Here is a 25,087-nt window from a genome sequence, read left to right on the forward strand (position 1 = left end):
CGGTCTGGCGGGGCGTTTGAGGCGCGCAGCGCTGCGTCTTGCGTGACGATCGACCCCGATCAGTCGTTGATCTTGGTGGAATCTTGCTCCGTGTGCGGCGAATTGATCGATAAACGCAAAATGCTTGCCGCAATTTAGGCTGCTGTGTAGAAAGCGAGCATGAACGTCGCGCGCCAACTGCTTTCGCTTCGGCTTACCAACCCCTGGGCGCTCTAGGGGCCGCGCATCGTCGTGGCCGGGCGCGCAGGGGATGACTGACCCAATCGCCGCCCGCACGCAGACACCATCCGACGAGTAAGATCATGAGCTCCGTATCGCCCGCCGCTTTTGAGAAGCGCGACAACGTCGTCATTTTCGACACCACCATGCGCGACGGCGAACAGTCGCCCGGCGCCTCGATGTCGCACGACGAGAAGCTGGAACTGGCCAAGATCCTCGAGGAGATGGGGGTCGACGTCATCGAGGCCGGCTTCCCCATCGCCTCGAACGGCGACTTCGAGGCCGTCCGCGAGATCTCCAAGATCGTCAAGAACTCGACCATCGCCGGCCTGTGCCGCGCGCACATGGTCGATATCGATAGATGTGCGGAGGCCCTGAAGCCCGCCGCCCGCGGCCGCATCCACGTGGTGATCGCCACGTCCGACCTGCACATGAAGCACAAGCTGCAGATGGAGCCGGACGCCGTCATCGACGTGATCGCCCGCTCGGTGACCCACGCCCGCAACCTGCGCGACGACGTGGAATGGTCGGCCGAGGACGCCACCCGCAGCGACCGCCAGTTCCTGCGCCGCGCCATCGAGACCGCCATCAAGGCCGGCGCCACTACGATCAACCTGCCCGACACGGTCGGCTACACCTATCCGTCGGAATATGCCGACCTGTTCAGCTGGATGACCCAGAACGTCGAGGGCGCCGACAAGGTGATCTTCTCGACCCACTGCCACAACGACCTGGGCCTGGCCGTGGCCAACAGCCTGGCCGGCGTGCAGGGCGGGGCTCGCCAGATCGAGTGCGCGATCAACGGCCTGGGCGAGCGTGCCGGCAACGCGGCGCTGGAAGAGATCGTGATGGCCCTGAAGGTGCGCGGCGACAAGCTGCCCTACCAGACCGGCATCGACACCACCCACATCACCCGCGCCAGCCGCTACGTCTCGGCCATCACCGGCTTCCCGGTGCAGTACAACAAGGCCATCGTCGGCAAGAACGCCTTCGCGCATGAAAGCGGCATCCACCAGGACGGGATGCTGAAGAACCGCGAGACCTACGAAATCATGACCCCGGAATCGGTCGGCCAGGCGCCGTCCAGCCTGGTCATGGGCAAGCACTCGGGCAGTCACGCCTTCCGCGCCAAGCTGAAGGACCTGGGCTACGAGCTGGGCCAGAACGCCCTGAAGGAGGCCTTCGGCCGCTTCAAGGACCTGGCCGACCGCAAGAAGCACGTCTACGACGACGACATCATCGCCCTGGTCGACGACGCCCTGGCGCGTGGCTCCGAGCGCATCCGCGTCGCCCACCTGCTGGTGGTGGCCGGCACCGACGGTCAGTCGGCCGAGCTGACCCTGGAAGTCGACGGCGAGACCAAGACCGCCAAGGCCACGGGCGACGGTCCCGTCGACGCGGTGTTCAACGCCATCCAGAACATCGTGCCGCACAACGCCGCCCTGCGCCTGTTCCAGGTGCACGCGGTGACCGAAGGCACCGACGCCCAGGCCCAGGTTTCGGTGCGTCTGGAAGAAGACGGCCGCATCGCCACCGGCCAGGCCGCCGACACCGACACCCTGACCGCCTCGGCCAAGGCCTATGTGAACGCCCTGAACAACCTCATGGCGCGCAAGGAAAAGAGCCGTCCCGACACGGCGATCGCCAGCGGGTTCTAGGCAAACGCGGATAGGGGCGGGCGCAAGCGCCCGTCCCCCGATCCGACCTTAAGCCGCGGCCTTCCGGCCGAACGGCCGCGTCGCCAGCAGTTCCGCCGACAGGTGCGCCTGGGGTTCGACCTCCAGGCCCAGCGCCCGCAGGTCATCGCAAATGGTCTGGCGGGGCGCCTGGTCCAGGAACGCGCCGGCGTCGATGACCAGCGCCCCGCCGGGACGCAGCATGGTCATGGTCGAGGCCGCCGCGGCCCGGGCGTCGGCCACGGTCGAGCAGCCGACCACCAGCAGCACGTCGCTCTGTTCGTCGGCGGCGCGGCAGGTGGCGCGGCGGGCGGCCTCCACCCGGTCGTAGCCGCGTCGCCACAGCACGCTCATCGCCTCGCCGGCCTGCGGTCCGGTCACCGCCACGAAGCACAGCGGCGTGGCCTCCGCCAAGGCCAGCATGCGGCCCAGCGTGTGTTGGATCCCGTCGGTCGGAACGCCCAGCAGGAACTGGGCGGCCTGGCGGAAGGGGTGAGACGACATGGTCGAAACCTCGTGCTGGTCGCGCCCGTCACCGGACGAGCCGACGGCGGGAATTTGCGCCCGGGCCGCGTAAGGCCTCCATTCCGAAACCGGCCGTCCCTATAAGGGCGGCGTAAGGACCCTCGATGATCTGGATTCCGATCACCATCGCCGCGGCGGCTTTTCAGGTCGCGCGCAACGCCGCCCAGCGCTCGGTCATGGGCGGGGCGGGGCCGTGGGGCGCGACCCTGGTGCGGTTCCTGTTCGGCCTGCCGTTCGCCACGATCTTCGCGGTGGTCGCCTGGCTGGTGACGCCCGGGGCGCGCGCGCATGCCACCGCGCCGTTCTGGCTGGCCTGCGCCGCCGGGGCGGCCCTGCAGATCTGCGGCACCGCCGCCCAGCTGACGGCCATGCACCGCTCGTCCTTCGCTCTGGGCACGGCCCTGCAGCAGAGCGGCCTGCTGTTCGCCCTGGTCTGGGGCGTGGCCCTGTTCGGCGACAAGGTGTCGGCCCTGACCTGGGCCGGCGGCCTGGTGGCCACGGGCGGGCTGGCCGCCCTGACCTGGCCCCGGGGCGAGACGCCGATGCGCCGTGGGGCGGTGACGATCGGCCTGGCCTCGGGCGCGGCTTTCGCCTTGTGCGCCAACTGCTTCCGTCAGGCGTCCCTGACCTTCGACCCGGCCCATCCGGCCATGTCGGCCCTGGTCACGGTCATGGTGGTGCAGGCGATCCAGACCCTGGCCCTGGGCGGCTTCCTGGCGTTCCGCAACCCCGACGCCCTGGTCGAGGTGGTCAAGGCCTGGCGGCGGTCGCTGGGCGCCGGGTTCTGCGGCGCGGCGGCCTCGGGCCTGTGGTTCACCGCCATGGCGCTCAGCCCTGTGGGGCCGGTGAGGGCGGTCGGAGTCGTCGAGATGCCCATGGCCGCCCTGGCTGGACGACGCCTGTTCGCCGAGCGGTTGACCCCGGCCCAGATGCTCTTTGGCCTGATCGCGGCGGCCGGTGTGGCCATGGCCGCGCTCGGCTAGAAAACGCCATGTTTCTGGGATGAAACCCCCGGCGCCGCCGTTCTGCGAAATCAGGTGAGCCAGGGGCTTCAATAGACCTTGAATTCAACGCTTTCGCAGGGCAAACGGGCTTCGTCGACGTGCTTAGCGGCAGTCAGGCGATGGCGCGGCGGGAAGCCTTGCGCTTCCGTCGTGCGCGAGGCGCTCGTCTAGGGACGCAAGCCCGCATTTCGCGGGAATCATGTTGTCCTCGTTTGGAATTGAAGTAGGAGCCATCTTTTCCCTTCGCCTTCGCCGTTCACGCGGCAAAAATAGCTCCGCTTCGTCTTCCGAATTCGGCCTGTCCGACGTCCCGCCTTCGCCCCTTATCCCCTCAGTCAGGGCTTTCAATGTTCTCTTCCCTCTTCGGCGTCATCTCCAACGACATCGCCATCGACCTGGGCACCGCCAACACCCTCATCTACATGAAGGGCAAGGGCATCGTTCTGAACGAGCCGTCGGTCGTGGCTCTGCGTAATGTCGGTGGTCGCAAGATCGTCCACGCCGTCGGGATCGAGGCCAAGCAGATGCTGGGCCGCACGCCGGGTCACATGGAAGCCATCCGTCCGATGCGCGACGGGGTCATCGCCGACTTCGAAGTCGCCGAGGAGATGATCAAGTACTTCATCCGCAAGGTTCACAACCGCAAGGGCTTCGTGAACCCCAAGGTCATCGTCTGCGTGCCGTCGGGCGCCACCGCCGTGGAACGCCGCGCCATCAACGACAGCTGCCTGAACGCCTCGGCCCGCCGCGTGGGCCTGATCGACGAGCCGATGGCCGCCGCGATCGGCGCCGGCCTGCCCATCCACGAGCCGACCGGCTCGATGGTCGTCGACATCGGCGGCGGCACCACCGAGGTGGCCGTGCTGTCGCTGTCGGGCATCGTCTATTCGCGCTCGGTCCGTGTCGGCGGCGACAAGATGGACGAGGCGATCATCAGCTACATGCGTCGCCACCATAACCTCTTGATCGGCGAGACGACCGCCGAGCGCATCAAGAAGGAAATCGGCACCGCCCGCGCCCCGGCCGACGGCGAAGGCCTGTCGATCGACGTCAAGGGCCGCGACCTGATGCAGGGCGTGCCGCGCGAAGTGCGCATCAGCGAAAAGCAGGCCGCCGACGCCCTGGCCGAACCGGTCGGGCAGATCGTCGAAGCCGTGAAGGTGGCCCTGGAAGCCACTCCGCCGGAACTGGCGTCGGACATCGCCGACAAGGGCATCATGCTGACGGGCGGCGGCGCGCTGCTCCGCGGTCTGGACGCCGAGATCCGCGACCATACCGGCCTGCCGGTCACCGTGGCCGACGATCCGCTGTCGTGCGTGGCTCTGGGCTGCGGCAAGGTGCTCGAGCATCCCAAGTGGATGAAGGGCGTGCTTGAATCGACTCTCGCCTAGGCGTCACATCCGTATGACGCCGCGGGGGGCGTCGGGAGAATAGTACGTGCCCTTTCGCGAAGGTCCGCTCGGTGACCTGAAAGTGCCGCTGACGTGGACCGCGGCCGTGGCGTTGATCGTCGCGGTCGTGATCGCGGTGGCGTTCCTGCTGGCCGACCGGCGCGAGACCCTCCAGCAACAGGCCTATGGCGTCACCCGCCAGACGGTCGACACGGTGTCCAAGCCGGTCAGCGGCGTGATCGCCGCCCCGGGTCGCTGGACCGGCCTGGGCGTCGACTTCATCTCCAGCTACTTCTTCACCGCCTCGGAGAACCGCCGGCTGAAGGCCGAGCTGAAGGAGATGCGCGGCTATCGCGACCAGTACCTGGCCGAGGTCGACAAGAACCAGAGCTACCGGCAGCTGCTGGGCCTGCGAACCGATCCGCCGATCCCGATGGTCGCCGCCCGCGTGGTCAGCGACACCCGTGGCCCGTTCGCCAACACCCGCCTGGCCGACAGCGGCTCGGAAAAGGGCGTGGTGGTCGGCAATCCGGTGATGAACGAGCGCGGCCTGGTCGGTCGCGTGGTCGGCGTGGCCCGGGGCGCCAGCCGCGTGCTGCTGCTGACCGACATCGCCTCGCGCACGCCGGTGATGATCGACCGCACCAACGCCCGCGCCATCCTGACCGGCGACGGCGGCCCCAATCCGAAGCTGGAATATCTGCGCGGCGTAGACCCCATCAAGGAGGGCGATCGGGTCGTCACCTCGGGCGACGGCGGTGTGGTGCCGCGCGGCCTGCCCGTGGGCGCGGCGGTCAAGGGCCTGGACGGCCGCTGGCGCGTGGTGCTGTTCGCCGACGACACCGCCATCGACTATGTCCGCATCCTGCTGTTCAAGGACTTCGCCCAGCTGGCCGACCAGAAGGCCCTGCTGACCCGCAGCCTGCCGCCGGTGACCACCGAGGATCCCAGCGCCTCGATCCTGGGCCCGGTCGCGACCGCGCCGAAGCCCGCGACCCCGGCCCAGACGGGAACGCCGGCCACGACCGCTCCGGCCCCGGGTGCGACGCCGCCTAAGCCGGCTGCGCCCGCCGCCAAGCCTCCGGCCGCCACGGCGCCCAAGCCGCCCGCGCCGAAGCCCGCGACTCCGGCCGCCGCCCAGCCCGGCGGAGCCATCTGACGTGGGCGGCGCCCGACCTCTGCATCCAGGCCGCTGGCTGGGCGTTCCGGCCCTGATGTGCGTCGCCGCGACCATCGTCTTCGCCGCGCCGATCCGCATCTACGGCCTGCAGCTGCCCGAGCCGGTGTTCGCCATGGTCCCGGCCTTCGCCTGGGCCCTGATCCGTCCGTCGATCCTGGCGCCGTTCGCCCTGCTGATCCTGGGCCTGTTCCTGGACACCTTCTGGGGCGGGCCGACGGGCCTGTGGGGCCTGTCGCTGCTGGTCGCCTACGCCACGGCGCTCGCCGGTCGCAACATGATGACCGGCCAGAGCCGGCCGATGATGTGGGCCTGGTTCGCCGGCGTCACCGCCGTGGCCATGGCCGGCGGCTTCCTGTTCAGCATGCTCGACAGCCTGGCCATGCCCAGCCTGCTGGCCGTGTTCTGGCAATTCCTGGTCACGGCCCTGTTGTTCCCGTTCGCCCACCGGCTGATCGACCGGTTCGAGGACGCGGACGTGCGGTTCCGGTGACGCCATGAGCGAACCGTCAATCTTCTTCTTCGAGGTGAACGAGCGGCAGGGCGTGTTCCACCGCCGCGCGTTCCTGATGGGCGGCCTGGCGGGCGCGGGGCTGTTGACCCTGGGCGGTCGCCTGGCCCAGCTGCAGCTGATCGAGGCCCAGCGCTACCAGAAGCTTTCGGCCGGCAACCAGTTCAACTATCGCCTGACCCCGCCGCCGCGCGGCCTGATCCTGGACCGCAACGGCGTGGCCCTGGCGTCCAACCGGCCCAACTTCCGCCTGATGGTCAGCAAGGACAGCAAGGATTTCGACGCCGAAGCCACGCTGGACGACTTGGCCCAGCTGGTGCCCATCGACGGCACCCGCCGGGCCCGCCTGATCAAGGACATCAACCGCGCGCCCAAGAAGGCCCCCGTGGCGGTGATGGAGGACATGAGCTGGGAGGAGTTCTCCCGGGTCAATATCCGCGCGCCCGAGCTGCCCGGCGTCACCGCCGACATGGGCGAGGTGCGGGTCTATCCGTTCGGCGGCGCCTTCGCCCACGTGATCGGCTACGTGGCCAAGGTCAGCGACCGTGACCTGGAGAAGGCCAAGGGCGATCCGACCCAGGACCAGGACCTGCTGCACCACCCGGGCTTCCGGATCGGCAAGGCGGGCATCGAGAAGGCCCTCGACCGCGACCTGCGGGGACGCGCGGGCGCCACCAAGGCCGAGGTCGACGCCCAAGGCCGGGTCGTGCGCCTGGATCCCGAGGGCGACATCCCGCCCGCGCCCGGCAAGGAAGTGCGGCTGACCCTGGACGCCGACATCCAGAACCGCGCCCTGGAGGTGATGGGCGACGAGTCCGGCGCCATCGTGGTGATGGACATCCGCAACGGCGATCTGCTGGCCATGGTCTCGGCCCCCAGCTTCGACGCCAACCGGTTCGTCAAGGGCCTGTCGGGGCCAGAGTACCGGGCCCTGGCCGAGTACGAGCGCAAGCCGCTGCTGGACAAGGTGCTGAACGGCACGTTCCCGCCAGGCTCGACCTTCAAGCCGACCGTCGGCCTAGCCGCCCTGACCGCCGGGATCGATCCGGAGGCGCGGGTCAGTTGCGGCGGCAGCTGGTACTACGGCAACCGCACGTGGCGGTGCTGGGAGAAGGGCGGCCACGGCTCGCAGAACCTGCACGACGCCATCAAGAACTCGTGCGACATCTACTTCTACCAGACCGCCCTGAAGATCGGCCCCGACGCCATCGCCAGCGCCGCGCGGGCCATGGGCTTCGGCTCGACCTTCGACATCGGCATTCCCGGCCAGAAGAAGGGCCTGGTGCCCGACCGCGCCTGGAAGAAGCGGGCCAACAAGAAGAATCCGGCCAACCAGACCTGGTTTCCGGGCGAGACCCCCAGCTACGGGATCGGGCAGGGGGCGCTCAGCGTCAACGCCCTGCAGCTGGCGGTGATGACCGCGCGCCTGGCCAACGGCAAACAGGCGCTCAATCCGCGGCTGATCAAGTCGATCGGCGGGGTGGAGCAGCCCAGCGGCGCGGCCGTGCCCGACCTGCCGTTCTCGCTGGAGCACCTGGCCTATGTGCGCGGCGGCATGGAGGCGGTGGCCAACGACGTGCGCGGCACGGCCTATCGCCAGAGCCAGCTGGGCCTGGGCGACGTGAAGATGGCCGGCAAGACCGGCACGGCCCAGGTGCGCAGCTATGACAAGGTGGCCAGCCGCAAGAGCGACAGCGTCGCTTGGCGCCTGAAGGACCACAACCTGTTCGTCGCCTTCGCCCCCTATGACGCGCCGCGCTACGCGGTGGCGGTCATCGTCGAGCACGGCGGCATGGGCGGCGCCACCGCCGGCGCCCCGCGCGCCCGCGAGGTCATGCGCGTGGCCCTGCTGAAGGATCCGGAGATCCGCGCCCGCATCGAAAAGCCCATGCCCATGCCCGACGCCCCCGTCGAGGTCACGCCCGACGGGACGGTCGAGGGCGCGGCCCCCGACGATCCGACCATCGGCGCGCCGCCGCCCACGCCCGTTCCGGGAGCTCCCCAATGACGCTCAGCGGCGGCCTGTCCCGGCCCGGCGAACGCGACCGGCCGATCATCAAGTTCATGGAGATCGACTGGACCCTGTGTCTGGTCCTGTGCCTGATCGCCGGCACCGGGGCCTTGATGCTGTTCTCGATCGCGGGCGCCTCGTGGGAGCCGTGGGCCGACAAGCACCTGCTGCGCTTCGGCATCTATTTCGTGATGATGATCATCCTGGCCATGGTCGACCTGCGGGTCTGGTTCACCATGGCCTATCCGATCTACGGCGTGGCCCTGCTGCTGCTGGTGGCGGTGGAGGCGGTCGGTGACGTATCCCTGGGCGCCCAGCGCTGGCTGGCCATCGGCCCGCTGCGCTTCCAGCCGTCCGAGATCATGAAGATCGGGGTCGTGCTGGCCCTGGCCCGCTACTATCACGGCCTGACGGCCGACAGCGCCCGGCTGTCGTGGAAGCTCCTGGTCCCGCTGGCCCTGATCGGCGCCCCGACCCTGCTGGTGGCCCACCAGCCCGACCTCGGCACCGCCGTGCTGATCGCCTTGCCCGGCCTGTCGATCATGGTGCTGGCCGGCCTGTCGCTGCGGGTGATCGTCGCCGGGATCGTGGCGGGCCTGGCGGCCCTGCCGCCGTTCATCTTCTTCGTGCTGCACGACTATCAGCGCAACCGGATCCTGACCTTCATGGACCCGGAGAAGGACCCGTCCGGCAACGGCTACCACATCATGCAGTCCAAGATCGCCCTGGGCTCGGGCGGCCTGCTGGGCAAGGGCTTCGGCCTGGGCTCGCAGAGCCAGCTGAACTTCCTGCCGGAAAAGCAGACCGACTTCATCTTCGCCACCCTGGCCGAGGAGTTCGGCTTCCTGGGCTGCATCTCGGTGCTGTTCCTGTACGGCGTGGCGATCTTCATGGCCCTGCGCATCGCCTCGATCAGCCACAGCCACTTCGGACGCCTGTCGGCCGCCGGGGTGACGGCGACCTTCGCCCTCTACGTACTGATCAACGGCGCGATGGTCATGGGCATGGCCCCGGTCGTGGGCGTGCCCATGCCGATGCTCAGCTATGGCGGCACCGTGATGCTGACGGTCATGGTGGGCTTCGGCCTGGTCCAGGCCGTGCGCGTGCACCGCTATACCGAGGTGACGAGCGGCAAGGGCTCGCTGATGTAGTCGGCGGCCAGGGGGGCGATCACTTGCCCCCACCTGACCGCTTACGCGGTCTGTCCGCCCCCATAGGGGGCGGAGCCACGTACTTCAGGCTCTTCCCCCTATGGGGGAAGACGATCGCGAAGCGATCCGTAGGGGGCAAGTGGGGATGCTACTTCCCCTTCAGCGCCCGCCCGGTCACCACGGCGCCCGCCCCGAACTTGCCCCGCAAGCCGTCGATCATCGTCTCGCTCTTGAGCGCCTTGCGCTCGTCGCCGGCGAAGAAGTCGTCGGCCGCGCCCTCGGCCGGGACGAAGTCGGTCAGGCCCGCGCCGATCAGACGGTAGTGGATCCCCTTGGGCTCGGCGGCCAGCAGCTCGCGCGCCACCTGGAAGAGGGTGCGGGCCGTCTGGGTCGGGACGGCCAGGGTGCGGCGGCGGGTGTGGATCTTGAAGTCGGGCGTGCGCAGCTTCAGGGTCGCCACGCGCCCGGCCACCCCGCCGGCCCGGGCCTGGCGCGCCACCTTCTCGCACAGCGGCCACAGCTCGTCCTCGAGGTCCTCGCGCTTGTAGAGGTCGTCGTTGAAGGTGGTCTCGGCGCTGATCGTCTTGCGGTCCTGCTCCGGATCGACCAGGCGGGTGTCGCGGCCGTGGGCCAGGTGGTGCAGGCGCAGGCCGCTGGAGCCCAGCACCTTGACCAGCTGCTTGAGGTCGGCGCGGGCGATGTCGCCGACCGTGCGAAAGCCTTCCGAGGCCAGCGAGGCGACGGTGGCGGGACCCACGCCGGGCAGGATCGACACCGGCTTGGGGGCCAGGAACGCCTCCACCCCCGCGACCCCGATCACCGAGAAGCCGCGCGGCTTGTCCAGCTCCGAAGCGATCTTGGCCAGGAACTTGTTGGGGGCCAGTCCGATGGAGACGGTCAGGCGGATCTCGTCCTCGATCGCCTTCTGCACCCGCGCCAGCATCAGGGCGGGCGGGGCGCCGTGCAGGCGCTCGGTGCCGGACAGATCGATCCAGGCCTCGTCCAGCGACAGCGGTTGGACCAGGGGCGTCAGGGCCTCCAGCTTGGCCATGATCGCCCGGCTCTCGTGCTTGTACTTGCCGAAGTTGGGCTTGAGGACCGCGGCGTCGGGGCAGGCCTTCAGGGCCTTGAACATCGGCATGGCCGAGCGCACGCCACTCATCCGGGCCACGTAGCAGGCCGTCGAGACCACGCCCCGCTTGCCGCCGCCCACGATCACCGGCTTGTCGCGCAGGGTCGGGTCGTCGCGCTTTTCGACCGAGGCGTAGAAGGCGTCGCAGTCCAGGTGCGCCATCGACAGCGACCCCAGCTCCTCGTGGAACACCACCCGCGGCGAGCCGCAGGCCGGACAGCGCGAGACCTTGGTCTCGCCCGTCGCCAGGCAGTCGCGGCATAAGGCTTTCAAGGGAGGGGGCTCTTCACGGGAACAGCTTGCGCTCGATGGCCGGCTTGAGGTCGGACCACAGGTCGATGCGAGTGTGCCGCTCGGGATCGGAGGGGGCGAGGGGGCGCAGGCGCTCGTCGGCCACCATCTGGAAGCGGTTCACCCACGGCGCGCTGGCCGCCACCGAGTCCAGCTGCGGCAGCAGGTCGTCGATGAACACCGAGGGCGAGGCCGTGCGTTCGGCCAGGTGGGCCGCCGAGGGGCCCTTGGGGCCGCTGTTGATCACCAGCGGATAGTCGAAGCCGTGGGTCTTCAGCCACTGGGCGCGAGCCTGGCGGCCGTGTTCGGGGGCGTTGGTCAGGATGACCACGTCGGCCCGGGTCGACAGGTCGGCCAGGGCGTCGGCCGCGCCGACGGCCGGCAGCAGGTCCTCGGCGCCGTCGCGGAAGAAGTCGTCGAACAGCACCTTGCCGGCGATCAGGTCCAGGTGCTCGGTCTCGCCGGGCCGGTAGATGTTCTGGAACAGGGCGTAGCGGTCGAATCGGAGTTCGAATCCGTGGCGCGCGATGAACGTTCCGAAGCCATGCATGAACCTGGCCAGCACTTCGTCGACATCGACGATGACCAAGGGCGCGTCCGGGCGCACGGTGCAGGCCTGCAGGTCTGAAAAACGAGGGTCCATGATCTACGATAGGTCGAGGTAAACGCGATTAGCGCGGGCTTAAGGATATTCGTGCGATCTGGAATCCAGAAGCGGCGCGAATCCCTCACGCGTCGCCACGGACCGGAATGGTCGGGGTCAGGATGACGAAGAAGGTCCTCATCGTCGAGGATAACGAGCTGAACATGAAGCTCTTTCATGACCTGCTCGAAGCCCAGGGCTATGAGACCCTGCAGACCCGTGAGGGGCTGCAGGCGCTGTCCATCGCCCGGGAGCACCGTCCGGACCTGATCCTGATGGATATCCAGCTGCCCGAGATTTCCGGCCTTGAAGTCACCAAGTGGCTCAAGGAGGACGACGATCTGTCACATATCCCCGTCGTCGCGGTTACGGCATTTGCTATGAAGGGCGACGAGGAACGCATCCGCGAGGGTGGTTGCGAGGCCTATATCTCCAAGCCCATCTCGGTGTCGCACTTCCTCGACACCATCCGCCGGTTGCTGGAAAGGTAGGGCCGTGAGCGCGCGCATCCTGGTCGTCGACGACATCGAGGCCAATGTCCGCCTGCTCGAGGCCAAGCTTTCGGCCGAGTATTATCAGGTGTCGGTGGCCTATGACGGCCCCACGGCCCTGGCCATGGCGGCCGCCGAACTGCCCGACGTGATCCTGCTGGACGTGATGATGCCCGGCATGGACGGCTTCACCGTCTGCAAGAAACTCAAGGAAGACCCCGCCACCCGCCACATCCCGGTGGTGCTGGTCACGGCGCTGGACGGCCGCGCCGACCGCATCCAGGGGCTGGAAGCGGGAGCCTCTGACTTTCTCACCAAGCCCATCGACGACGTCATGCTGTTCGCCCGCGTGCGCAGCCTGACCCGCTTCAAGCTGGTGATCGACGAACTGCGCCAGCGCGAGGCCTCGGGCCGCCGCATGGGCGTGATCGCCGGCGCCGCCTCGCGCCTGGACGGCCTGGGCGGCCGGGTGCTGGTGGTCGACGACAACGAACGCCAGGCCCAGCGCGTGGCCGCCGAGCTGGCGGTCGAGCACCGGCCGGTCATCGAATCCGATCCCGTGAAGGCCCAGATCAGCGCCGGCGGTCCGGTGGACCTGGTGATCATCAACGCCGCGGCCCGAGGCTTCGACGGCCTGCGCTTCGCCGCCAGCCTGCGCTCGGACGAGCGCACCCGTCACCTGCCGATCCTGGCCATGGTCGACCCCGACGAGCGCCCGCGCCTGGTCAAGGCGCTGGAGATCGGCATCAACGACATCCTGCCGCGTCCGATCGACCCGCAGGAGCTGGCCGCTCGGGTCAAGACCCAGATCCAGCGCAAGCGCTACACCGACTATCTGCGCCAGAACCTGGACCACAGCCTGGAACTGGCCGTCACCGACCAGCTGACGGGCCTGCACAACCGCCGCTACATGACCGGCCAGCTGGACTCGCTGGTCAAGCGCGCGGCCCTGGGCGGCGATCCGGTCGCGGCCCTACTGATCGACATCGATCACTTCAAGAAGATCAACGACGGCTTCGGCCATGATGTCGGCGACGAGGTGCTGCGCGAGTTCGCCCTGCGCCTGGCGTCCAACGTCCGCGCCATCGACCTGCCTTGCCGCTACGGCGGCGAGGAGTTCACCGTGATCATGCCCGACACCCAGCTGGCCGACGCCCTGCGCATCGCCGAGCGGATCCGCATGCACGTGGCCGGCTCGCCCTTCCGCGTGGCCCACGGCTCCGAGCTGTTGACGGTGACCATCTCGGTCGGCGTCTCGGCCACCAACGGCCCCGGCGACAGCCCCGAGACCCTGCTCAAGCGGGCCGACGAAGCGGTGTACGAAGCCAAGAAGTCCGGCCGCAACGCGGTCGTGGGCAAGGCGGCGTAACGGCCGGGGACATGCCCTCGCGGCGTGTCCCCATCAGCATCCACCGAGCCAGGACTTGGGGACACGCCGCAAGGGCATGTCCCCGGCTAGGGCTTCTTCACCAGCTTGATCTCGTACAGCCGAGGCCACAGCTTCCCCGTCACGATCAGCTTGTCGGCCTTGGCGTCGTAGGCGATGCCGTTCAGCACGTCGGTCCCGGGGCGATCCTCGGCGGGCAGCAGGCCGGTCAGGTCGATCCAGCCGGTCACCTTGCCCGTGGCCGGGTCGATGCGGGCGATGCGGTCGGTCTGCCAAACATTGGCGTAGATCTCGCCCTTGACCCATTCCAGCTCGTTCAGCTGGTCGACGGGTTGGCCCTCGTCGGTGACGTCAACCCCGCCGATCTCCTTGAGCGTTTCTGGATCCAGGAACCGCAGGCGGGCGGTGCCGTCGCTCATGACGATCTTCTTGTCGTCGCGGGTCAGGGCCCAGCCCTCGCCCTCGTAGGCGAACTGGCCGCGCTTCTCTAAGTCGTCGAGGCCGTAGACGAAGCCCACCTGGTCGGTCCAGGTCAGTTGGACCAGCCTGTCCTTCCAGTCGACGATGCCCTCGCCGAAGTACTGGGGCGGCAGCGAGCGGCCGCTCTCGACCTGGCCGGTCTCCAGCACCACCTTGCGGATCGTTGAGGCCCCGCGCAGGCCGGTGCTCTCGTAGAGATAGCCGTCGCGCAGGAACAGGCCCTCGGTGAAGGCGTGCGGATCGTGCGGATAGGTGCGGACCACCTCGTAGCCGTAGACCGGCGTGGCGGCGTGAGCCAGCGGCGAACCGGCGCCGGCCAGCAAAACGAAAAAAGCGAGCAGGGCGGTCCGACGGATCATGCCTAAGCTCTTAGCCTGCCTTGAGCGGCGAAAGAATGGCCCAAAGAAAAACGCCCGACCTTGCGGCCGGGCGTTTGTCATGTCGCTACGGAGAGCAAGACCTACTTGATCTTGCCTTCCTTGAATTCGACGTGCTTGCGGATGACCGGATCGTACTTCTTCAGCACCATCTTTTCGGTCTTGGTACGGGCGTTCTTCTTGGTCACGTAGAAGAAGCCGGTGTCCGCCGTCGAGTTCAGGCGGATCTTGATGGAAGCCGGTTTGGCCATGGTCGAATCCCTGCGATGGTCGCGCAGGTCCCTACGCGGTCGAAATAAGAGGCGCGGAACATACTCAGCGGCGCGCCAAAGTCAATTGCCGCTATCGCATCGTTTGTAGGGGAAATCGACGCTCCTGGCCTGGCCGCCGATCTGGCCCTCGATCCGGCCCACGACGGCGTCGGGTCCGGCGCGACGGTAGATCACTCGCTGGGGAAAGTCGTGGCCGGGATTCTCGAACACCGCCTGGTCCGGGGTCAGCTCCTTGAGGGGGAAGGTCGCCTTCTCCTGGCCCGAAGGCTCGGCCACATAGGCCAGCGAGCCGTCGGCCTCGACGATGCGGGTGTATTCGTAGTCGCGCAGCTTGCCGTCGCGCACCGTGCGGCCCATGCCCAGCATTACCCCGCCGGCGGGCCTCATCCACAACTCCTCGACCGCGCCGTTGGGACGGGTCTGGATCCAGCAGCCCTTCAGCCAGGCCATCTGGTCGATCGTGGCGGGCGGTCCGGCCAGTTGGGCGGCGAGGATCAGGGCGAGCATGGCGACCTCGTGAGGCGCTCTAGAGGTAACTCAACTGCCGCGCCCCGCGCAGGAAGCGCATGAACGGGGCCGGACGTCCAGGGTCGGCCAGGCGCTGGGCGACCTCGGAGACCACGAAACGGGTGATGTTGGGCAGGTCCAGTTCACGGGCCTGGTCGAAATCGAACCAGCCGATCTCGTCCAGCTCGCCGCAGTCGGGCTGGCGCTCCAGGCTCAAGAGGGCCGAGGCGGGGGCCATGAAGAACCGGGCGTCGAAGCGGCGGGTGCGATAGGGCGGGGTGATGGCGCGGGCCACGAAGCTCAGCGGCGCCAGGTCGGGCAGGGCGCCTTGGGCCAGGAATGGTCGCCAGACCCCGGCGGCGGGGCGTGTCGGCGCGCTCTTGGCCAGCAGCAGGCCGGTTTCCTCGAAGGTCTCGCGCACCGCCGCCAGGGCCAGGGCGCGGGCCAGGCGCGCGGGGCGGGCATGGCGAGCTTCGACGCCCAGGCGCGCGGTCAGCTCCGGCGACAGCTCGCTGGCGGCTGGAGCCACATAGTCGCCGCGGTCGACCCGGCCGCCGGGGAACACCCACTTGTCGGCCATGAAGGCCAGGCCCCGGTTGCGGCGCCCCATCAGGATTTGAGGCTTTGGACCGTCGTCGCGCACCACGATCAGGGTGGCGGCGTGGCGCGGCGTCAGCACGCCTGCGCCGGCGTCGCGGACGTCGCCGTCATGGCGGGTGTCGAATTTGGCGTCGATCGGTTCGTCCATGCGGGCGAGCTTATTACGTATGCGAAGCGACGCCAGCCGTCCGTGACGATAAGCGGCGGTGCGATCCCTTGCCGTCGCTCGGTCTTGACCCCCATCCAAGCGCCGCCCAAGCTCGGCGACGCGTCCAGGCGTTGGGGGAAGAGTATGTTCGCAGGGGTTTCCGGGCTGGCTCTGACCGCCGCGCTGCTGGCGGGCGCCGCCCATGCCGCGCCGTCCACCGCCCAGGTCCAGGCCGCCGCCAAGGCCGTCCAGCCCAAGGTCGTGGCCTGGCGGCGCGACATCCACGAGCATCCGGAACTGGGCAACCAGGAGGTCCGCACCGCCGCCCTGGTGGCCAAGGAGCTGAAGGCCCTGGGCTTCGAGGTCCGCGAGGGCGTGGGACGCACCGGCGTGGTGGGCGTGCTGAAGGGCGGCAAGCCCGGCAAGGTGGTGGCCCTGCGCGCCGACATGGACGCCCTGCCGGTCGAGGAAAAGACCGGCCTGCCGTTCGCCTCCAAGGCCACCGCCACTTGGGAGGGCAAGGCTGTCCCCGTCATGCACGCCTGCGGCCATGACACCCACGTGGCCATGCTGCTGGGGACCGCCACGGTCCTGGCCGGCATGAAGGCGCAGATCCCCGGGACCGTGGTGCTGATCTTCCAGCCCGCCGAGGAGGGGCCGCAGCCGGGCGAGGAGGGCGGGGCCAAGCTGATGATCCGCGACGGGGCGCTGGACAGTCCCAAGGTCGACGCCATCTTCGGCCTGCACATCGGCCCCGGCGACGCCCACGCCTTGAACTATCGGGCCGGAGGCTTCTATGCGGGCTCGGAGCGAATGACGATCACCGTCAAGGGCAAGCAGACCCACGGCGCGCGGCCCTGGGCGGGCATCGACATGGCCAGTGTCGCGGCCGACATCGTCCAGGCCTTCAACCAGCTGGCCGCACGCCAGATCGACGTCGGCGCCTCGCCTACCGTCCTGACCGTGGCGACGATCAACATGGGGGTGCGCAACAACATCATCCCTGAAGACCTGACCATGACCGGCACCCTGCGCACCTTCAACCCGCAGCGCCGGGCCGACGTGATGGACAAGGTCCAGAAGACCGTGGCCGCCATCGGCGACCGCTATGGCGCGAAAGCCGAGGCGGTGTTCACCCAGCCCTATCCTGTCACCTACAACGACCCGGCCCTGTCGACGTGGGTCAAGACCAGCCTGGAGAAGGCTTCACCGGGCAAGGTCGACGACCAGGCCGCCCTGGTCACCGGGGCCGAGGACTTCTCGATGTACGGCCAGAAGGTCCCGGCGGTGTTCGTCCAGCTGGGCGGCCGGCCCGCCTCGGTCCCCGCGGCCACGGCCCCGGCCAACCACTCGCCCTATTTCGACGTCGACGAAGCGGTGCTGGAGACCGGCGTGAAGGCCGAGGTGCTGATGGCGCTGGACTATCTGGGGCGGAAGTAGCCAGAAAGGCCCGCTTCGAAGGAGACGTTCTTGCGGTTCACGATTCTCGCCGCCGTCGCGGCCCTCGTTCTTTCCACGCCGGCCCTGGCCGAGACCGCCCTGACGCCCAATGTCGGCGGGCGCGTCGTGCCGCTGCCGAACGGCGGGGCGGAGTTCGGCTGGCCGGGAGTCTATTTCGAGGGCCGCTTCACGGGGCCGTCGATCACCGTGGCCACGCAGCCGAACGCCGAGCACTTGGCGCTCAGCATCGACGGCCAGGTCCGCGCCGAGCTCGACAAGGACAGCGATACGCGCGTCACCTTCGACGGCCTTGGGCCGGGCGAGCACGTGGTGCGTCTGGACAAGCTGACCGAGAGCCAGAACGGCTCGGCGCGGTTCTTGGGCTTCTTCGTCCCGGACGGCCAGGCCCTGCCGCCGGCCACGCGGGCGCGGCGGATCGAGTTCGTCGGCGACTCGCACACGGTGGGTTACGGCGTGCGGTCGACCAAGCACGACTGCACCGACGCCGAGGTCCACGACACCACCGACACCAGTCTCGCGTTCGGACCGACCCTGGCCCGGCGCCTGGACGCCGACTACCGGATCGTCGCCTTCTCGGGCCGGGGCGTGGTGCGCAACTATGACGGCGTCGCGCCGGGCCTGGCGCTGCCGGCGCTCTATGCGCGCCTGATCCCGGGCGAGGCTTCGCCCACCGTCGATCCGGCCGATCCGTGGCGGCCCGACCTGATCGTCATCGGCCTGGGCACCAACGACTTCTCCACGCCGCTGCATGCGGGCGAGGCCTGGCCGGACGACGCGGCCCTGCACGCCGACTATCGCCGCCAGTACGTAGCCTTCGTCCAGGACTTGGCCCGCCGCCAGCCCCAGGCGCGCTTCCTGCTGATCGCCGGCGACAGCTTCGCCGCCGACGTGGCGGAGGTGGTCCAGGCGGTGGACGCGGCCGCGCCGGGCCTGGCGACACCCGTGCGGATCACCGGCATGGATCTGGGCGCCTGCCATTGGCACCCGTCGGTCGCGGACCAGAAGATGATGGCGGATCGGCTGGAGGAAGCAGCGCGGACCGTTTTGAACCCTCTCCCATAGGGAGAGGGAGGGACCCAAGCGAAGCTTGGGAGGGTGAGGGGTTAAAGCGTCGGACGGCGTGCCGGCAGGGCGTCTGTGCGAAGTCGGCGAGGGTGTAACCCCTCACCCTCCCACCGCTACGCGGCGGGCCCCGCCCTCTCCCTCTGGGAGAGGGGGCAAGATTTACCGCCGCTTCCCGCGTCGGACGCCCTTCGGCAATCCCCCGCGCGGCTTGACCGGCGCTCGGGCCCGCACGCCGAGCCTGGGCTGCGGCGCCTTGGGATCACGCGGCAACGCGTCGGTCAGCATCTCGAACAGCAGGCCACCGGTCACCGGCGTGGCCTCGCGCAGCCGCACCTCGACCGCCAGGCCCAGCGGGAAGCGTTTGCCGGTGCGCTCACCGACCAGGGCGTGCATGCGGTCGTCGTGGACGAAATATTCCTCGCCCAGGGTCGAGACCGGCACCAGGCCGTCGGCGCCCGTCTCGTCCAGCTTCACGAACAGGCCAAAACGCGTCACCCCGGTGATCCGGCCGGTGAACGTCGCGCCCACCCGGTCGGCCAGGAAGGCGGCGATGTAGCGGTCCGTCGCGTCGCGCTCGGCGGCCATGGCCCGGCGTTCGGCGTGGGTGATGACCTCGGCGGTGTCCTTGATCTGGGCGATGTCCTGGTCGGTCAGGCCGTCGTCGCCCAGGCCTAGGGCGCGGATCAGGGCGCGGTGCACGATCAGGTCGGCATAGCGGCGGATCGGGCTGGTGAAGTGGGCGTAGCGGGCCAGGTTCAGGCCGAAGTGGCCCATGTTGTCGGCCGAATAGTGGGCCTGCATCTGGGTGCGCAGGACCACCTCGTTGATGATCGCCGCATGCGGGCTCTCGCGGGTGTCGTCCAGCAGCTTGTTGAAGCGCGCCGTGGTCGGGGCCTCGCCCTTGGACCACTTCACCTCCAGCGTCTGCAGGAACTCGGTCAGGCTCAGCACCTTCTCCTGGCTGGGCGTGTCGTGGACGCGATAGATCAGCGGCGTGCGCTTGGCTTCCAGGCTCTCGGCGGCCGAGACGTTGGCCTGGATCATCATCTCCTCGATCAGCTTGTGGGCTTCCAGGCTGGCGCGGCGGGTGATCGACTGGATCTCGCCCTCCTTGATGACGATCCGGCGTTCGTCGCTCTCGATGGCCAGGGGCGAGCGCGCCTCGCGGCCCTTGCCCATCAGGCGGAAGGCCGCCCACAGGGGTTTCAGGATCGGATCCAGCAGCGGGCCGGCCTTGTCGGCGTCCTGGCCGGCGGGCGGGGGCACGCCGTCGATGGCGGCCTGGGCCTGCTCGTACGACAGCTTGGCGGCCGACCGCATCAGGCCGCGCACGAACTTGTGGCTCTTCTTGCGGCCGCCGGCGTCGAACACCATCCGCACGGCCAGGGTGGCGCGGTTCTCGCCTTCGCGCAGGCTGCACAGGCCATTGGACAGGGTCTCGGGCAGCATCGGCTCCACCCGGTCTGGGAAGTAGACGCTGTTGCCCTTTTCGCGGGCGTCGCGGTCCAGGGCCGAGCCGGGGCGTACATAGGCGGCGACGTCGGCGATGGCCACCCAGACCACCCAGCCGCCCACGTTGTTGGCGTCCGGATCGGGATGGGCGTAGACGGCGTCGTCGTGGTCGCGGGCGTCCACCGGGTCGATGGTCACGAACGGCAGGTCGCGCAGGTCGTCGCGGCCCGACAGCGTGGGCTCCTTGGCGGCGCGGGCCTCTTCCTCTGCTTCTTCAGAGAAGCCGGTCGGGATGCCGTGGCTGTGGATGGCGATCAGCGAGGCGGCGCGCGGGTCGTCCTCGCTGCCCAGCACCTCCAGGATCTTGCCGAACTTGGGTCCGTAGCGGGCGCCGCTGCCGCTGACCTGGGCCAGGACCAGGTCGCCTTCCTTCAGGCCCTCGGCGGCCTGGTTGTCGATCAGCAGGCTTTCCTTGGACTTGCGATCGACAGGCTCGATCCGGGTCTCGCGACGATGCTTGCGCACCACGCCCAGCAGCTTGTGGGCGCTCTGGCCCAGGCGCTTGATCAGCCGGGCCTCGGTCTCGCCGCTCTCCAGCTGTTCGAAGCGTACCAGAAGGCGGTCGCCCAGGCCCGGCGCGCCGCCGGCCACCTCGCCCTTGCCGGGCGCCAGGCGAACCTGGGGCGTGTCGTCGGAATCCTTGGTCAGGCGCACATAGAGGTCGCCGTCGGCGTCGCGTTCCACCACATCGACCACGCCCACGGGCGGCAGGGCGCCGGCCTGGGCGAAGCCCTTGCGGCCCCGCTTGCCCAGCGACCCGTCGGCCTCCATGGCCCGCAGCATCTCGCGCAGAGCCCGGCGGTCGCCGCCCTTCAGGCCGAAGTGCCGGGCGATGTCGGCCTTGCCGCTCTCGCCGGCGTCCTTGAGGAAGGCCAGCAGAGTCTCGCGGTCGGGCAGGCCGGCCGGCGGCTTGGCGGCCTTGGAAGCGGCGGGGAACTTGGACGACTTGGGCGTGCGCGGTTTGGCCATGTCCCTCGTCTAACGCGCCGAGGGGGGCGATGGGAAAGGGAAATGGGCACGGGATGCGCTCAATCCCATAAACCTGTCATCCCGGACGTAGCGAAGCGAAGATCCGGGACCGACGCCTGAGCACCGCGCTTCCGGCGGTCCCGGATCGGCGCGCTACGTGCTTGTCCGGGATGACAGCCGCTCTACAGCAACCCCTCAGTACAGATCCTCGATCCGCTGCGGCGTGGCCTGAGGGGGCGGCTCCGCGGGCTTGGGCTGTTCGACGGGCGTGGAGGGCGGGGCCTCGACCACCGGGGCGGCGTCGGCCGGGACTTCCTCGACCTCTTCCACCGGTTTGGGCTTGGGGGCCTCGACCGGGGGCGGGGCGGCGGCCACCACGGTGACCGGTTGGGCGTCGCGCACCGGCACGCCCGAGACCTCGGCCAGGGGCGCGGTCGAGACCGCCTGGTGGTCGGTCTTCTCCAGCGCGCCCTTCAGGCCGAACGCGAAGCCGCCGACGCTGATCGCCGACAGGATCACGACCACGACAGGCAACGGCAGAGGGCGTTCTAGCGACGTCATGACCCCACCCTAACCCCAACTGCCGAGGTGCGTCACGCCTCGGCTTTGGCCTTCTTCGCGGCGGGTTTTTTCGCCGCCGGTTTCTTGGCGGCCGGCTTCTTGGCCGGAGCCTTTTTCGCCGGCGCCTCGCCGTCGGTCGCGGCCGCCTTTGTTTTGGTTGGCGCCTTGGCCGGAGCCTTCTTGGCCGCCGCGGCCTTCTTCGCCGGCTTCTTGCCGCCGCCGCCCTTGGCGACGCGGTCGGCGATCAGGGCCACGGCCTCTTCCAGGGTCAGGGCCGCCGGGTCCGCGCCCTTGGGGACGTTGGCGTTGGTGTCGCCGTGCTTGATGTAGGGGCCGAAGCGACCCGACAGCACGCGGATCGGCTTGCCGTCTTCCGGGTGATTGCCCAACTCGGCCAACGCCGCTGCCTGGCCGCGCTGCGGACGCCCGCCGCCGGCCCGCTTGTCGGCCAGCAGGCTGACCGCGCGGTTCAGGCCGATGTCGAAGACATCTTCCGGGTTTTCGAGGTTGGCGTAGGTGCCGTCGTGCAGCACGAACGGCCCGAAGCGTCCGAGGCCCGCGGTGATGGTCTTGCCATCGTCCGGGTGGGCGCCAACCTCGCGGGGCAGGGAGAGCAGGCGCAGGGCCTTTTCCAGGTCCATCGCCGCCGCCACCCAGCCCTTGGGCAGGGACGAGCGCTTGGGCTTGTCGCCGCTGTCGGCGGCCGCCAGTTCCTCGACATAGGGACCGAAGCGGCCGTTCTTCAGCCACACCGCGCGGCCGGTCGCCGGGTTGATCCCCAGCTCCTTGTCGGCGGCCTCGGCCTCGCCTTCACCTTCGCCGCTGGTGGCCAGCTGGCGGGTGTAGCGGCACTCCGGATAGTTCGAGCAGCCGATGAAAGCGCCGAACTTGCCGGTCTTCAGCGACAGCAGGCCGGTGCCGCAGGTCGGGCACGAGCGCGGGTTGGACCCGTCGCCCTTGTCGGGGAAGATGTGCGGGCCCAGGGCCTCGTTGAGGGCGTCCAGGACGTTGGTGGTGCGCAGCTCGGCGATCTCGCCGACGGCGGCGTGAAAGTCCTTCCAGAAGTCGCGGAGGAACTGCTTCCAGTCCAGCTTGCCGTCCGACACCAGGTCCAGCTGCTCTTCCAGCGCGGCGGTGAAGTCGTACTCCACGTAGCGCTTGAAGAACTGCTCCAGGAACGCGGTGACCAGGCGGCCCTTGTCCTCGGGGATGAAGCGCTGCTTTTCCATGCGGACATAGGCGCGGTCGCGCAGCACGGTCAGGACCGAGGCGTAGGTCGAGGGACGGCCGATGCCCAGCTCTTCCATCTTCTTGACCAGGCTGGCTTCCGAATAGCGCGGGGGCGGTTCGGTGAAGTGCTGGTCGGCGCGGGCGTCCAGCACCTTGGCGGCGGCGCCTTCCTCGATGGCCGGCAGGCGGGCGCTGTCCTCGTCGCCCTCGTCGTCGCGGCCTTCTTCGTAGACGGCCAGATAGCCGGGGAAGAGCACGACCTGGCCGGTCGCGCGCATGCCGGTCTGGCCGTCGGCGCTTTCCAGGTCGACGGTGGTGCGCTCGATGCGGGCGCTTTCCATCTGGGAGGCGATCATCCGCTTCCAGATCAGCTCGTACAGGCGCCCCAGGTCGGGTTCCAGGCGCAGCGAGCCCGGATTGCGACGCAGGCTGGTCGGGCGGATGGCTTCGTGGGCCTCCTGGGCGTTCTTGGCCTTGGCCTTGTAGTAGCGCGGGGTCTCGGGGACGTAGGTCTCGCCATAGACGTTGCCGATCACGCTGCGCGCCTCGGCGATGCCTTCGGGCTCCACCGACACGCCGTCGGTCCGCATGTAGGTGATCAGGCCGACGGTCTCGCCGCCGATGTCGATGCCCTCGTACAGCTTCTGGGCGGCCTGCATGGTGCGCTGGGCCGAGAAGCCCAGCTTGCGGGCGGCTTCCTGCTGCAGGGTCGAGGTGGTGAAGGGCGGGGCGGGCGAGCGCTTGCCGGGCTTCTTCTCGACAGCGGCGACCTTGAACACGGCCTTCTGCACGGCGGCGCGGGCGGCCAGGGCCGAGGTCTCGTTACCCAGGTCGAACTTGGTGAGCTTCTTGTTCTCGTGCTTGACCAGACGGGCCAGGAACGGCTCGGCGCCGGCCGTGACGTCGGCCTCGACGGTCCAGTATTCCTGGGTCTTGAAGCGTTCGATCTCAAGCTCGCGGTCGACGATCAGGCGCAGGCACACCGACTGCACGCGGCCGGCCGAGCGGCTGCCCGGCAGCTTGCGCCACAGGACGGGCGACAGGGTGAAGCCGACCAGATAGTCCAGGGCGCGGCGGGCCAGATAGGCCTCGACCAGCTCCATGTCGATGTCGCGCGGATTGGCCATGGCCTCCAGCACGCTCGACTTGGTGATGGCGTTGAAGGTGACGCGCTGGACCGACTTGTCCTTCAGCGCCTTCTTCTTCTGCAGCACCTCCAGCACGTGCCAGCTGATGGCTTCCCCTTCGCGGTCGGGGTCGGTGGCCAGGATCAGGCGATCGGCTCCCTTCAGGGCGTCGACGATGTCGCTGACGCGCTTGGTCGCCTTGCCGTCGACTTCCCAGCTCATGGCGAAGTCGTTGTCGGGCTCCACCGAGCCGTCCTTGGAGGGCAGGTCACGGATGTGACCGTAGGACGCCAGAACCTTGAAGTCGGACCCGAGGTACTTGTTGATGGTCTTGGCCTTGGCCGGGCTCTCGACGACGACGACGTTCATTAGGACCTTGATGCCTGGAGGAGGGTTCGCTTCCGGAGCGAACCCGGAGGGCGAGGGCCGGAAAGTGGGGGCGTCGCCAGGGGTCTGTCAACGGCGCGCTTGAGGGGGAATGGCGCGTCGAGGTTGGCTCTCTCTTTAGAGAGAGGAATTTTGGCGCCCGGTTCTGGCGCTCAGGCGGCTTGGCCGCCCAGCAGGCGCATCATGGTCTGAGGATCGCGGGCGATGGCTGTAAGCAGCGCCCTGGCGGGTGCGTCGGGATAGCTGCGCTCCTGCTCCCAGTCACGAACGGTGGCGAGCGGCAGCCGAAACGTGGCCGCGAATTGGGCCTGGGTCATGTCCAGCCGACGACGGATATCCTTGACGGCGTTGACGCGCTTGAAGCGGGCCAACTGCTCCGGCGTAAGGGGCGGACAATCAGGATCGGTCAGGGCTGCGGCGGTGATCTCCTCCTCGGTCATCGCGTTGAGCCGCGCCCAATCGGTCTCGCCGACAGGAAACTTAGGATCTATTCCCGAGATAACGACCCTCTTCATGCCGGCGGGCAATGCGGGCGGAGATGATCCTGTAGTGGTCTTGGGCATGGGCGATGGTCACCACGAACAATAGGCGTTGCGAGCTCAAGCCGATGATCTGCAGCCGCTCTTCGCCATAATCGAAACGATCATCGATGTCCTCGACGCGGTGAGGATCCAAGATCGCGAAACAGGCCTCTTCGAAATTCACGCCGTGCTTGGCGAGATTGATCCGCGCTTTTTCGATATCCCAATCGAATGTCGTGTCCATGCTACGGGTATTCCGTA

Annotated in this window: 23 protein-coding genes; 11 read left to right on the forward strand and 12 right to left on the reverse strand. The window is 68.8% G+C overall.

The genetic code is table 11. The features are described from left to right. Nucleotides 1–302 precede the first annotated feature (302 nt). Nucleotides 303–1,877, forward strand: a complete 1,575-nt coding sequence (locus AC07OA_RS23720) for a 2-isopropylmalate synthase (protein ID WP_494666294.1) — start codon at nt 303–305, stop codon at nt 1,875–1,877. Between the two features lie 48 nt (nt 1,878–1,925). Here AC07OA_RS23720 and AC07OA_RS23725 read toward each other — a convergent pair whose 3' ends face one another. Continuing rightward, nucleotides 1,926–2,399, reverse strand: a complete 474-nt coding sequence (locus AC07OA_RS23725; protein ID WP_494666295.1) for a hypothetical protein — start codon at nt 2,397–2,399, stop codon at nt 1,926–1,928. 125 nt (nt 2,400–2,524) lie between these two features. Here AC07OA_RS23725 and AC07OA_RS23730 point away from each other — a divergent pair, with 125 nt between their 5' ends. The 6 genes from AC07OA_RS23730 (at nt 2,525) to rodA (ending at nt 9,665) form a co-directional block, all read left to right on the forward strand. Continuing rightward, entirely contained in the window at nt 2,525–3,403 is an 879-nt protein-coding gene (locus AC07OA_RS23730) for a DMT family transporter (protein ID WP_494666296.1), read from the forward strand. Between the two features lie 368 nt (nt 3,404–3,771). Further along, nucleotides 3,772–4,815 carry a rod shape-determining protein gene (locus tag AC07OA_RS23735; protein ID WP_004623009.1) on the forward strand — a complete coding sequence of 348 codons (1,044 nt, stop codon included), beginning with the start codon at nt 3,772–3,774 and terminating at the stop codon, nt 4,813–4,815. Between the two features lie 46 nt (nt 4,816–4,861). After that, on the forward strand, nt 4,862–5,974 hold the full coding sequence (gene mreC, locus AC07OA_RS23740; RefSeq protein ID WP_494666297.1) for a rod shape-determining protein MreC: 1,113 nt from the start codon (nt 4,862–4,864) through the stop codon (nt 5,972–5,974). Nucleotides 5,975–6,029: 55 nt separating this feature from the next. Continuing rightward, nucleotides 6,030–6,485, forward strand: coding sequence for a hypothetical protein (locus AC07OA_RS23745; protein ID WP_494666327.1), 456 nt, complete (start codon nt 6,030–6,032; stop codon nt 6,483–6,485). Between the two features lie 4 nt (nt 6,486–6,489). Then, nucleotides 6,490–8,511 (forward strand): penicillin-binding protein 2, encoded by a 2,022-nt coding sequence (mrdA, locus tag AC07OA_RS23750; protein WP_494666298.1) that lies wholly within the window; start codon nt 6,490–6,492, stop codon nt 8,509–8,511. Beyond that, entirely contained in the window at nt 8,508–9,665 is a 1,158-nt protein-coding gene (gene rodA, locus AC07OA_RS23755) for a rod shape-determining protein RodA (RefSeq protein WP_494666299.1), read from the forward strand. The genes mrdA and rodA overlap by 4 nt, the downstream gene beginning before the upstream one ends. A 148-nt stretch (nt 9,666–9,813) precedes the next feature. Here rodA and AC07OA_RS23760 read toward each other — a convergent pair whose 3' ends face one another. Both AC07OA_RS23760 and AC07OA_RS23765 read right to left on the reverse strand, forming a co-directional pair. Further along, on the reverse strand, nt 9,814–11,070 hold the full coding sequence (locus AC07OA_RS23760; protein WP_494666300.1) for a DNA polymerase IV: 1,257 nt from the start codon (nt 11,068–11,070) through the stop codon (nt 9,814–9,816). 13 nt (nt 11,071–11,083) lie between these two features. Further along, nucleotides 11,084–11,731 carry a hypothetical protein gene (locus tag AC07OA_RS23765; protein WP_494666301.1) on the reverse strand — a complete coding sequence of 216 codons (648 nt, stop codon included), beginning with the start codon at nt 11,729–11,731 and terminating at the stop codon, nt 11,084–11,086. Nucleotides 11,732–11,853: 122 nt separating this feature from the next. Between AC07OA_RS23765 and divK the strand changes: the two genes are divergently transcribed. Both divK and AC07OA_RS23775 read left to right on the forward strand, forming a co-directional pair. Continuing rightward, nucleotides 11,854–12,222, forward strand: a complete 369-nt coding sequence (gene divK / locus AC07OA_RS23770; protein ID WP_029916211.1) for a cell-cycle response regulator DivK — start codon at nt 11,854–11,856, stop codon at nt 12,220–12,222. Between the two features lie 4 nt (nt 12,223–12,226). Continuing rightward, the gene (locus tag AC07OA_RS23775; protein ID WP_494666302.1) at nt 12,227–13,591 is read left to right on the forward strand and encodes a PleD family two-component system response regulator; all 1,365 of its coding nucleotides are present in this window, start codon (nt 12,227–12,229) and stop codon (nt 13,589–13,591) included. Nucleotides 13,592–13,677: 86 nt separating this feature from the next. Here AC07OA_RS23775 and AC07OA_RS23780 read toward each other — a convergent pair whose 3' ends face one another. The 4 genes from AC07OA_RS23780 to AC07OA_RS23795 form a co-directional block, all read right to left on the reverse strand. Then, complete coding sequence (locus AC07OA_RS23780) at nt 13,678–14,448, reverse strand: glutaminyl-peptide cyclotransferase (protein WP_494666303.1); 771 nt, start codon at nt 14,446–14,448, stop codon at nt 13,678–13,680. A 101-nt stretch (nt 14,449–14,549) separates the two neighbouring features. Then, complete coding sequence (rpmG, locus tag AC07OA_RS23785) at nt 14,550–14,717, reverse strand: 50S ribosomal protein L33 (RefSeq protein WP_007673017.1); 168 nt, start codon at nt 14,715–14,717, stop codon at nt 14,550–14,552. 81 nt (nt 14,718–14,798) lie between these two features. After that, nucleotides 14,799–15,245: a DUF6265 family protein gene (locus AC07OA_RS23790; RefSeq protein ID WP_494666304.1), complete on the reverse strand. Its 447-nt coding sequence runs from the start codon at nt 15,243–15,245 to the stop codon at nt 14,799–14,801. A gap of 19 nt (nt 15,246–15,264) precedes the next feature. Then, nucleotides 15,265–15,993, reverse strand: coding sequence for an NUDIX hydrolase (locus tag AC07OA_RS23795; RefSeq protein ID WP_494666305.1), 729 nt, complete (start codon nt 15,991–15,993; stop codon nt 15,265–15,267). A gap of 144 nt (nt 15,994–16,137) precedes the next feature. On the opposite strand from AC07OA_RS23795, the gene AC07OA_RS23800 reads away from it, so the two are divergent. Continuing rightward, the gene (locus AC07OA_RS23800; RefSeq protein WP_494666306.1) at nt 16,138–17,433 is read left to right on the forward strand and encodes an amidohydrolase; all 1,296 of its coding nucleotides are present in this window, start codon (nt 16,138–16,140) and stop codon (nt 17,431–17,433) included. 30 nt (nt 17,434–17,463) lie between these two features. After that, complete coding sequence (locus AC07OA_RS23805) at nt 17,464–18,516, forward strand: SGNH/GDSL hydrolase family protein (protein ID WP_494666307.1); 1,053 nt, start codon at nt 17,464–17,466, stop codon at nt 18,514–18,516. A 162-nt stretch (nt 18,517–18,678) separates the two neighbouring features. On the opposite strand, the gene rnr is transcribed toward AC07OA_RS23805, so the two are convergent. The 5 genes from rnr to AC07OA_RS23830 form a co-directional block, all read right to left on the reverse strand. After that, a complete protein-coding gene (gene rnr / locus AC07OA_RS23810; protein WP_494666308.1) occupies nt 18,679–21,000 on the reverse strand; it encodes a ribonuclease R in 2,322 nt (773 codons plus the stop codon). A 195-nt stretch (nt 21,001–21,195) separates the two neighbouring features. Next, nucleotides 21,196–21,561: a hypothetical protein gene (locus AC07OA_RS23815; protein WP_494666309.1), complete on the reverse strand. Its 366-nt coding sequence runs from the start codon at nt 21,559–21,561 to the stop codon at nt 21,196–21,198. A gap of 32 nt (nt 21,562–21,593) precedes the next feature. Further along, entirely contained in the window at nt 21,594–24,287 is a 2,694-nt protein-coding gene (topA, locus tag AC07OA_RS23820) for a type I DNA topoisomerase (protein WP_494666310.1), read from the reverse strand. A 170-nt stretch (nt 24,288–24,457) separates the two neighbouring features. Further along, complete coding sequence (locus tag AC07OA_RS23825; protein ID WP_494666311.1) at nt 24,458–24,820, reverse strand: helix-turn-helix domain-containing protein; 363 nt, start codon at nt 24,818–24,820, stop codon at nt 24,458–24,460. Then, nucleotides 24,786–25,070 carry a BrnT family toxin gene (locus AC07OA_RS23830; RefSeq protein WP_494666312.1) on the reverse strand — a complete coding sequence of 95 codons (285 nt, stop codon included), beginning with the start codon at nt 25,068–25,070 and terminating at the stop codon, nt 24,786–24,788. Before AC07OA_RS23830 ends, AC07OA_RS23825 begins: the two co-directional genes overlap by 35 nt. Between the last annotated feature and the right edge of the window lie 17 nt (nt 25,071–25,087).

This window comes from Caulobacter sp. GW821-FHT09B08, assembly GCF_059418225.1.

Coding starts and splice junctions, on each gene's coding strand:
- AC07OA_RS23720 (WP_494666294.1), top strand. CDS start 303: ATGAGCTCCGTATCGCCCGCCGCTTTTGAGAAGCGCGACAACGTCGTC.
- AC07OA_RS23725 (WP_494666295.1), bottom strand. CDS start 2,399: ATGTCGTCTCACCCCTTCCGCCAGGCCGCCCAGTTCCTGCTGGGCGTT.
- AC07OA_RS23730 (WP_494666296.1), top strand. CDS start 2,525: ATGATCTGGATTCCGATCACCATCGCCGCGGCGGCTTTTCAGGTCGCG.
- AC07OA_RS23735 (WP_004623009.1), top strand. CDS start 3,772: ATGTTCTCTTCCCTCTTCGGCGTCATCTCCAACGACATCGCCATCGAC.
- AC07OA_RS23745 (WP_494666327.1), top strand. CDS start 6,030: ATGTGCGTCGCCGCGACCATCGTCTTCGCCGCGCCGATCCGCATCTAC.
- mrdA (WP_494666298.1), top strand. CDS start 6,490: ATGAGCGAACCGTCAATCTTCTTCTTCGAGGTGAACGAGCGGCAGGGC.
- rodA (WP_494666299.1), top strand. CDS start 8,508: ATGACGCTCAGCGGCGGCCTGTCCCGGCCCGGCGAACGCGACCGGCCG.
- AC07OA_RS23765 (WP_494666301.1), bottom strand. CDS start 11,731: ATGGACCCTCGTTTTTCAGACCTGCAGGCCTGCACCGTGCGCCCGGAC.
- divK (WP_029916211.1), top strand. CDS start 11,854: ATGACGAAGAAGGTCCTCATCGTCGAGGATAACGAGCTGAACATGAAG.
- AC07OA_RS23780 (WP_494666303.1), bottom strand. CDS start 14,448: ATGATCCGTCGGACCGCCCTGCTCGCTTTTTTCGTTTTGCTGGCCGGC.
- rpmG (WP_007673017.1), bottom strand. CDS start 14,717: ATGGCCAAACCGGCTTCCATCAAGATCCGCCTGAACTCGACGGCGGAC.
- AC07OA_RS23790 (WP_494666304.1), bottom strand. CDS start 15,245: ATGCTCGCCCTGATCCTCGCCGCCCAACTGGCCGGACCGCCCGCCACG.
- AC07OA_RS23795 (WP_494666305.1), bottom strand. CDS start 15,993: ATGGACGAACCGATCGACGCCAAATTCGACACCCGCCATGACGGCGAC.
- AC07OA_RS23800 (WP_494666306.1), top strand. CDS start 16,138: ATGTTCGCAGGGGTTTCCGGGCTGGCTCTGACCGCCGCGCTGCTGGCG.
- rnr (WP_494666308.1), bottom strand. CDS start 21,000: ATGGCCAAACCGCGCACGCCCAAGTCGTCCAAGTTCCCCGCCGCTTCC.
- AC07OA_RS23815 (WP_494666309.1), bottom strand. CDS start 21,561: ATGACGTCGCTAGAACGCCCTCTGCCGTTGCCTGTCGTGGTCGTGATC.
- topA (WP_494666310.1), bottom strand. CDS start 24,287: ATGAACGTCGTCGTCGTCGAGAGCCCGGCCAAGGCCAAGACCATCAAC.
- AC07OA_RS23825 (WP_494666311.1), bottom strand. CDS start 24,820: ATGAAGAGGGTCGTTATCTCGGGAATAGATCCTAAGTTTCCTGTCGGC.
- AC07OA_RS23830 (WP_494666312.1), bottom strand. CDS start 25,070: ATGGACACGACATTCGATTGGGATATCGAAAAAGCGCGGATCAATCTC.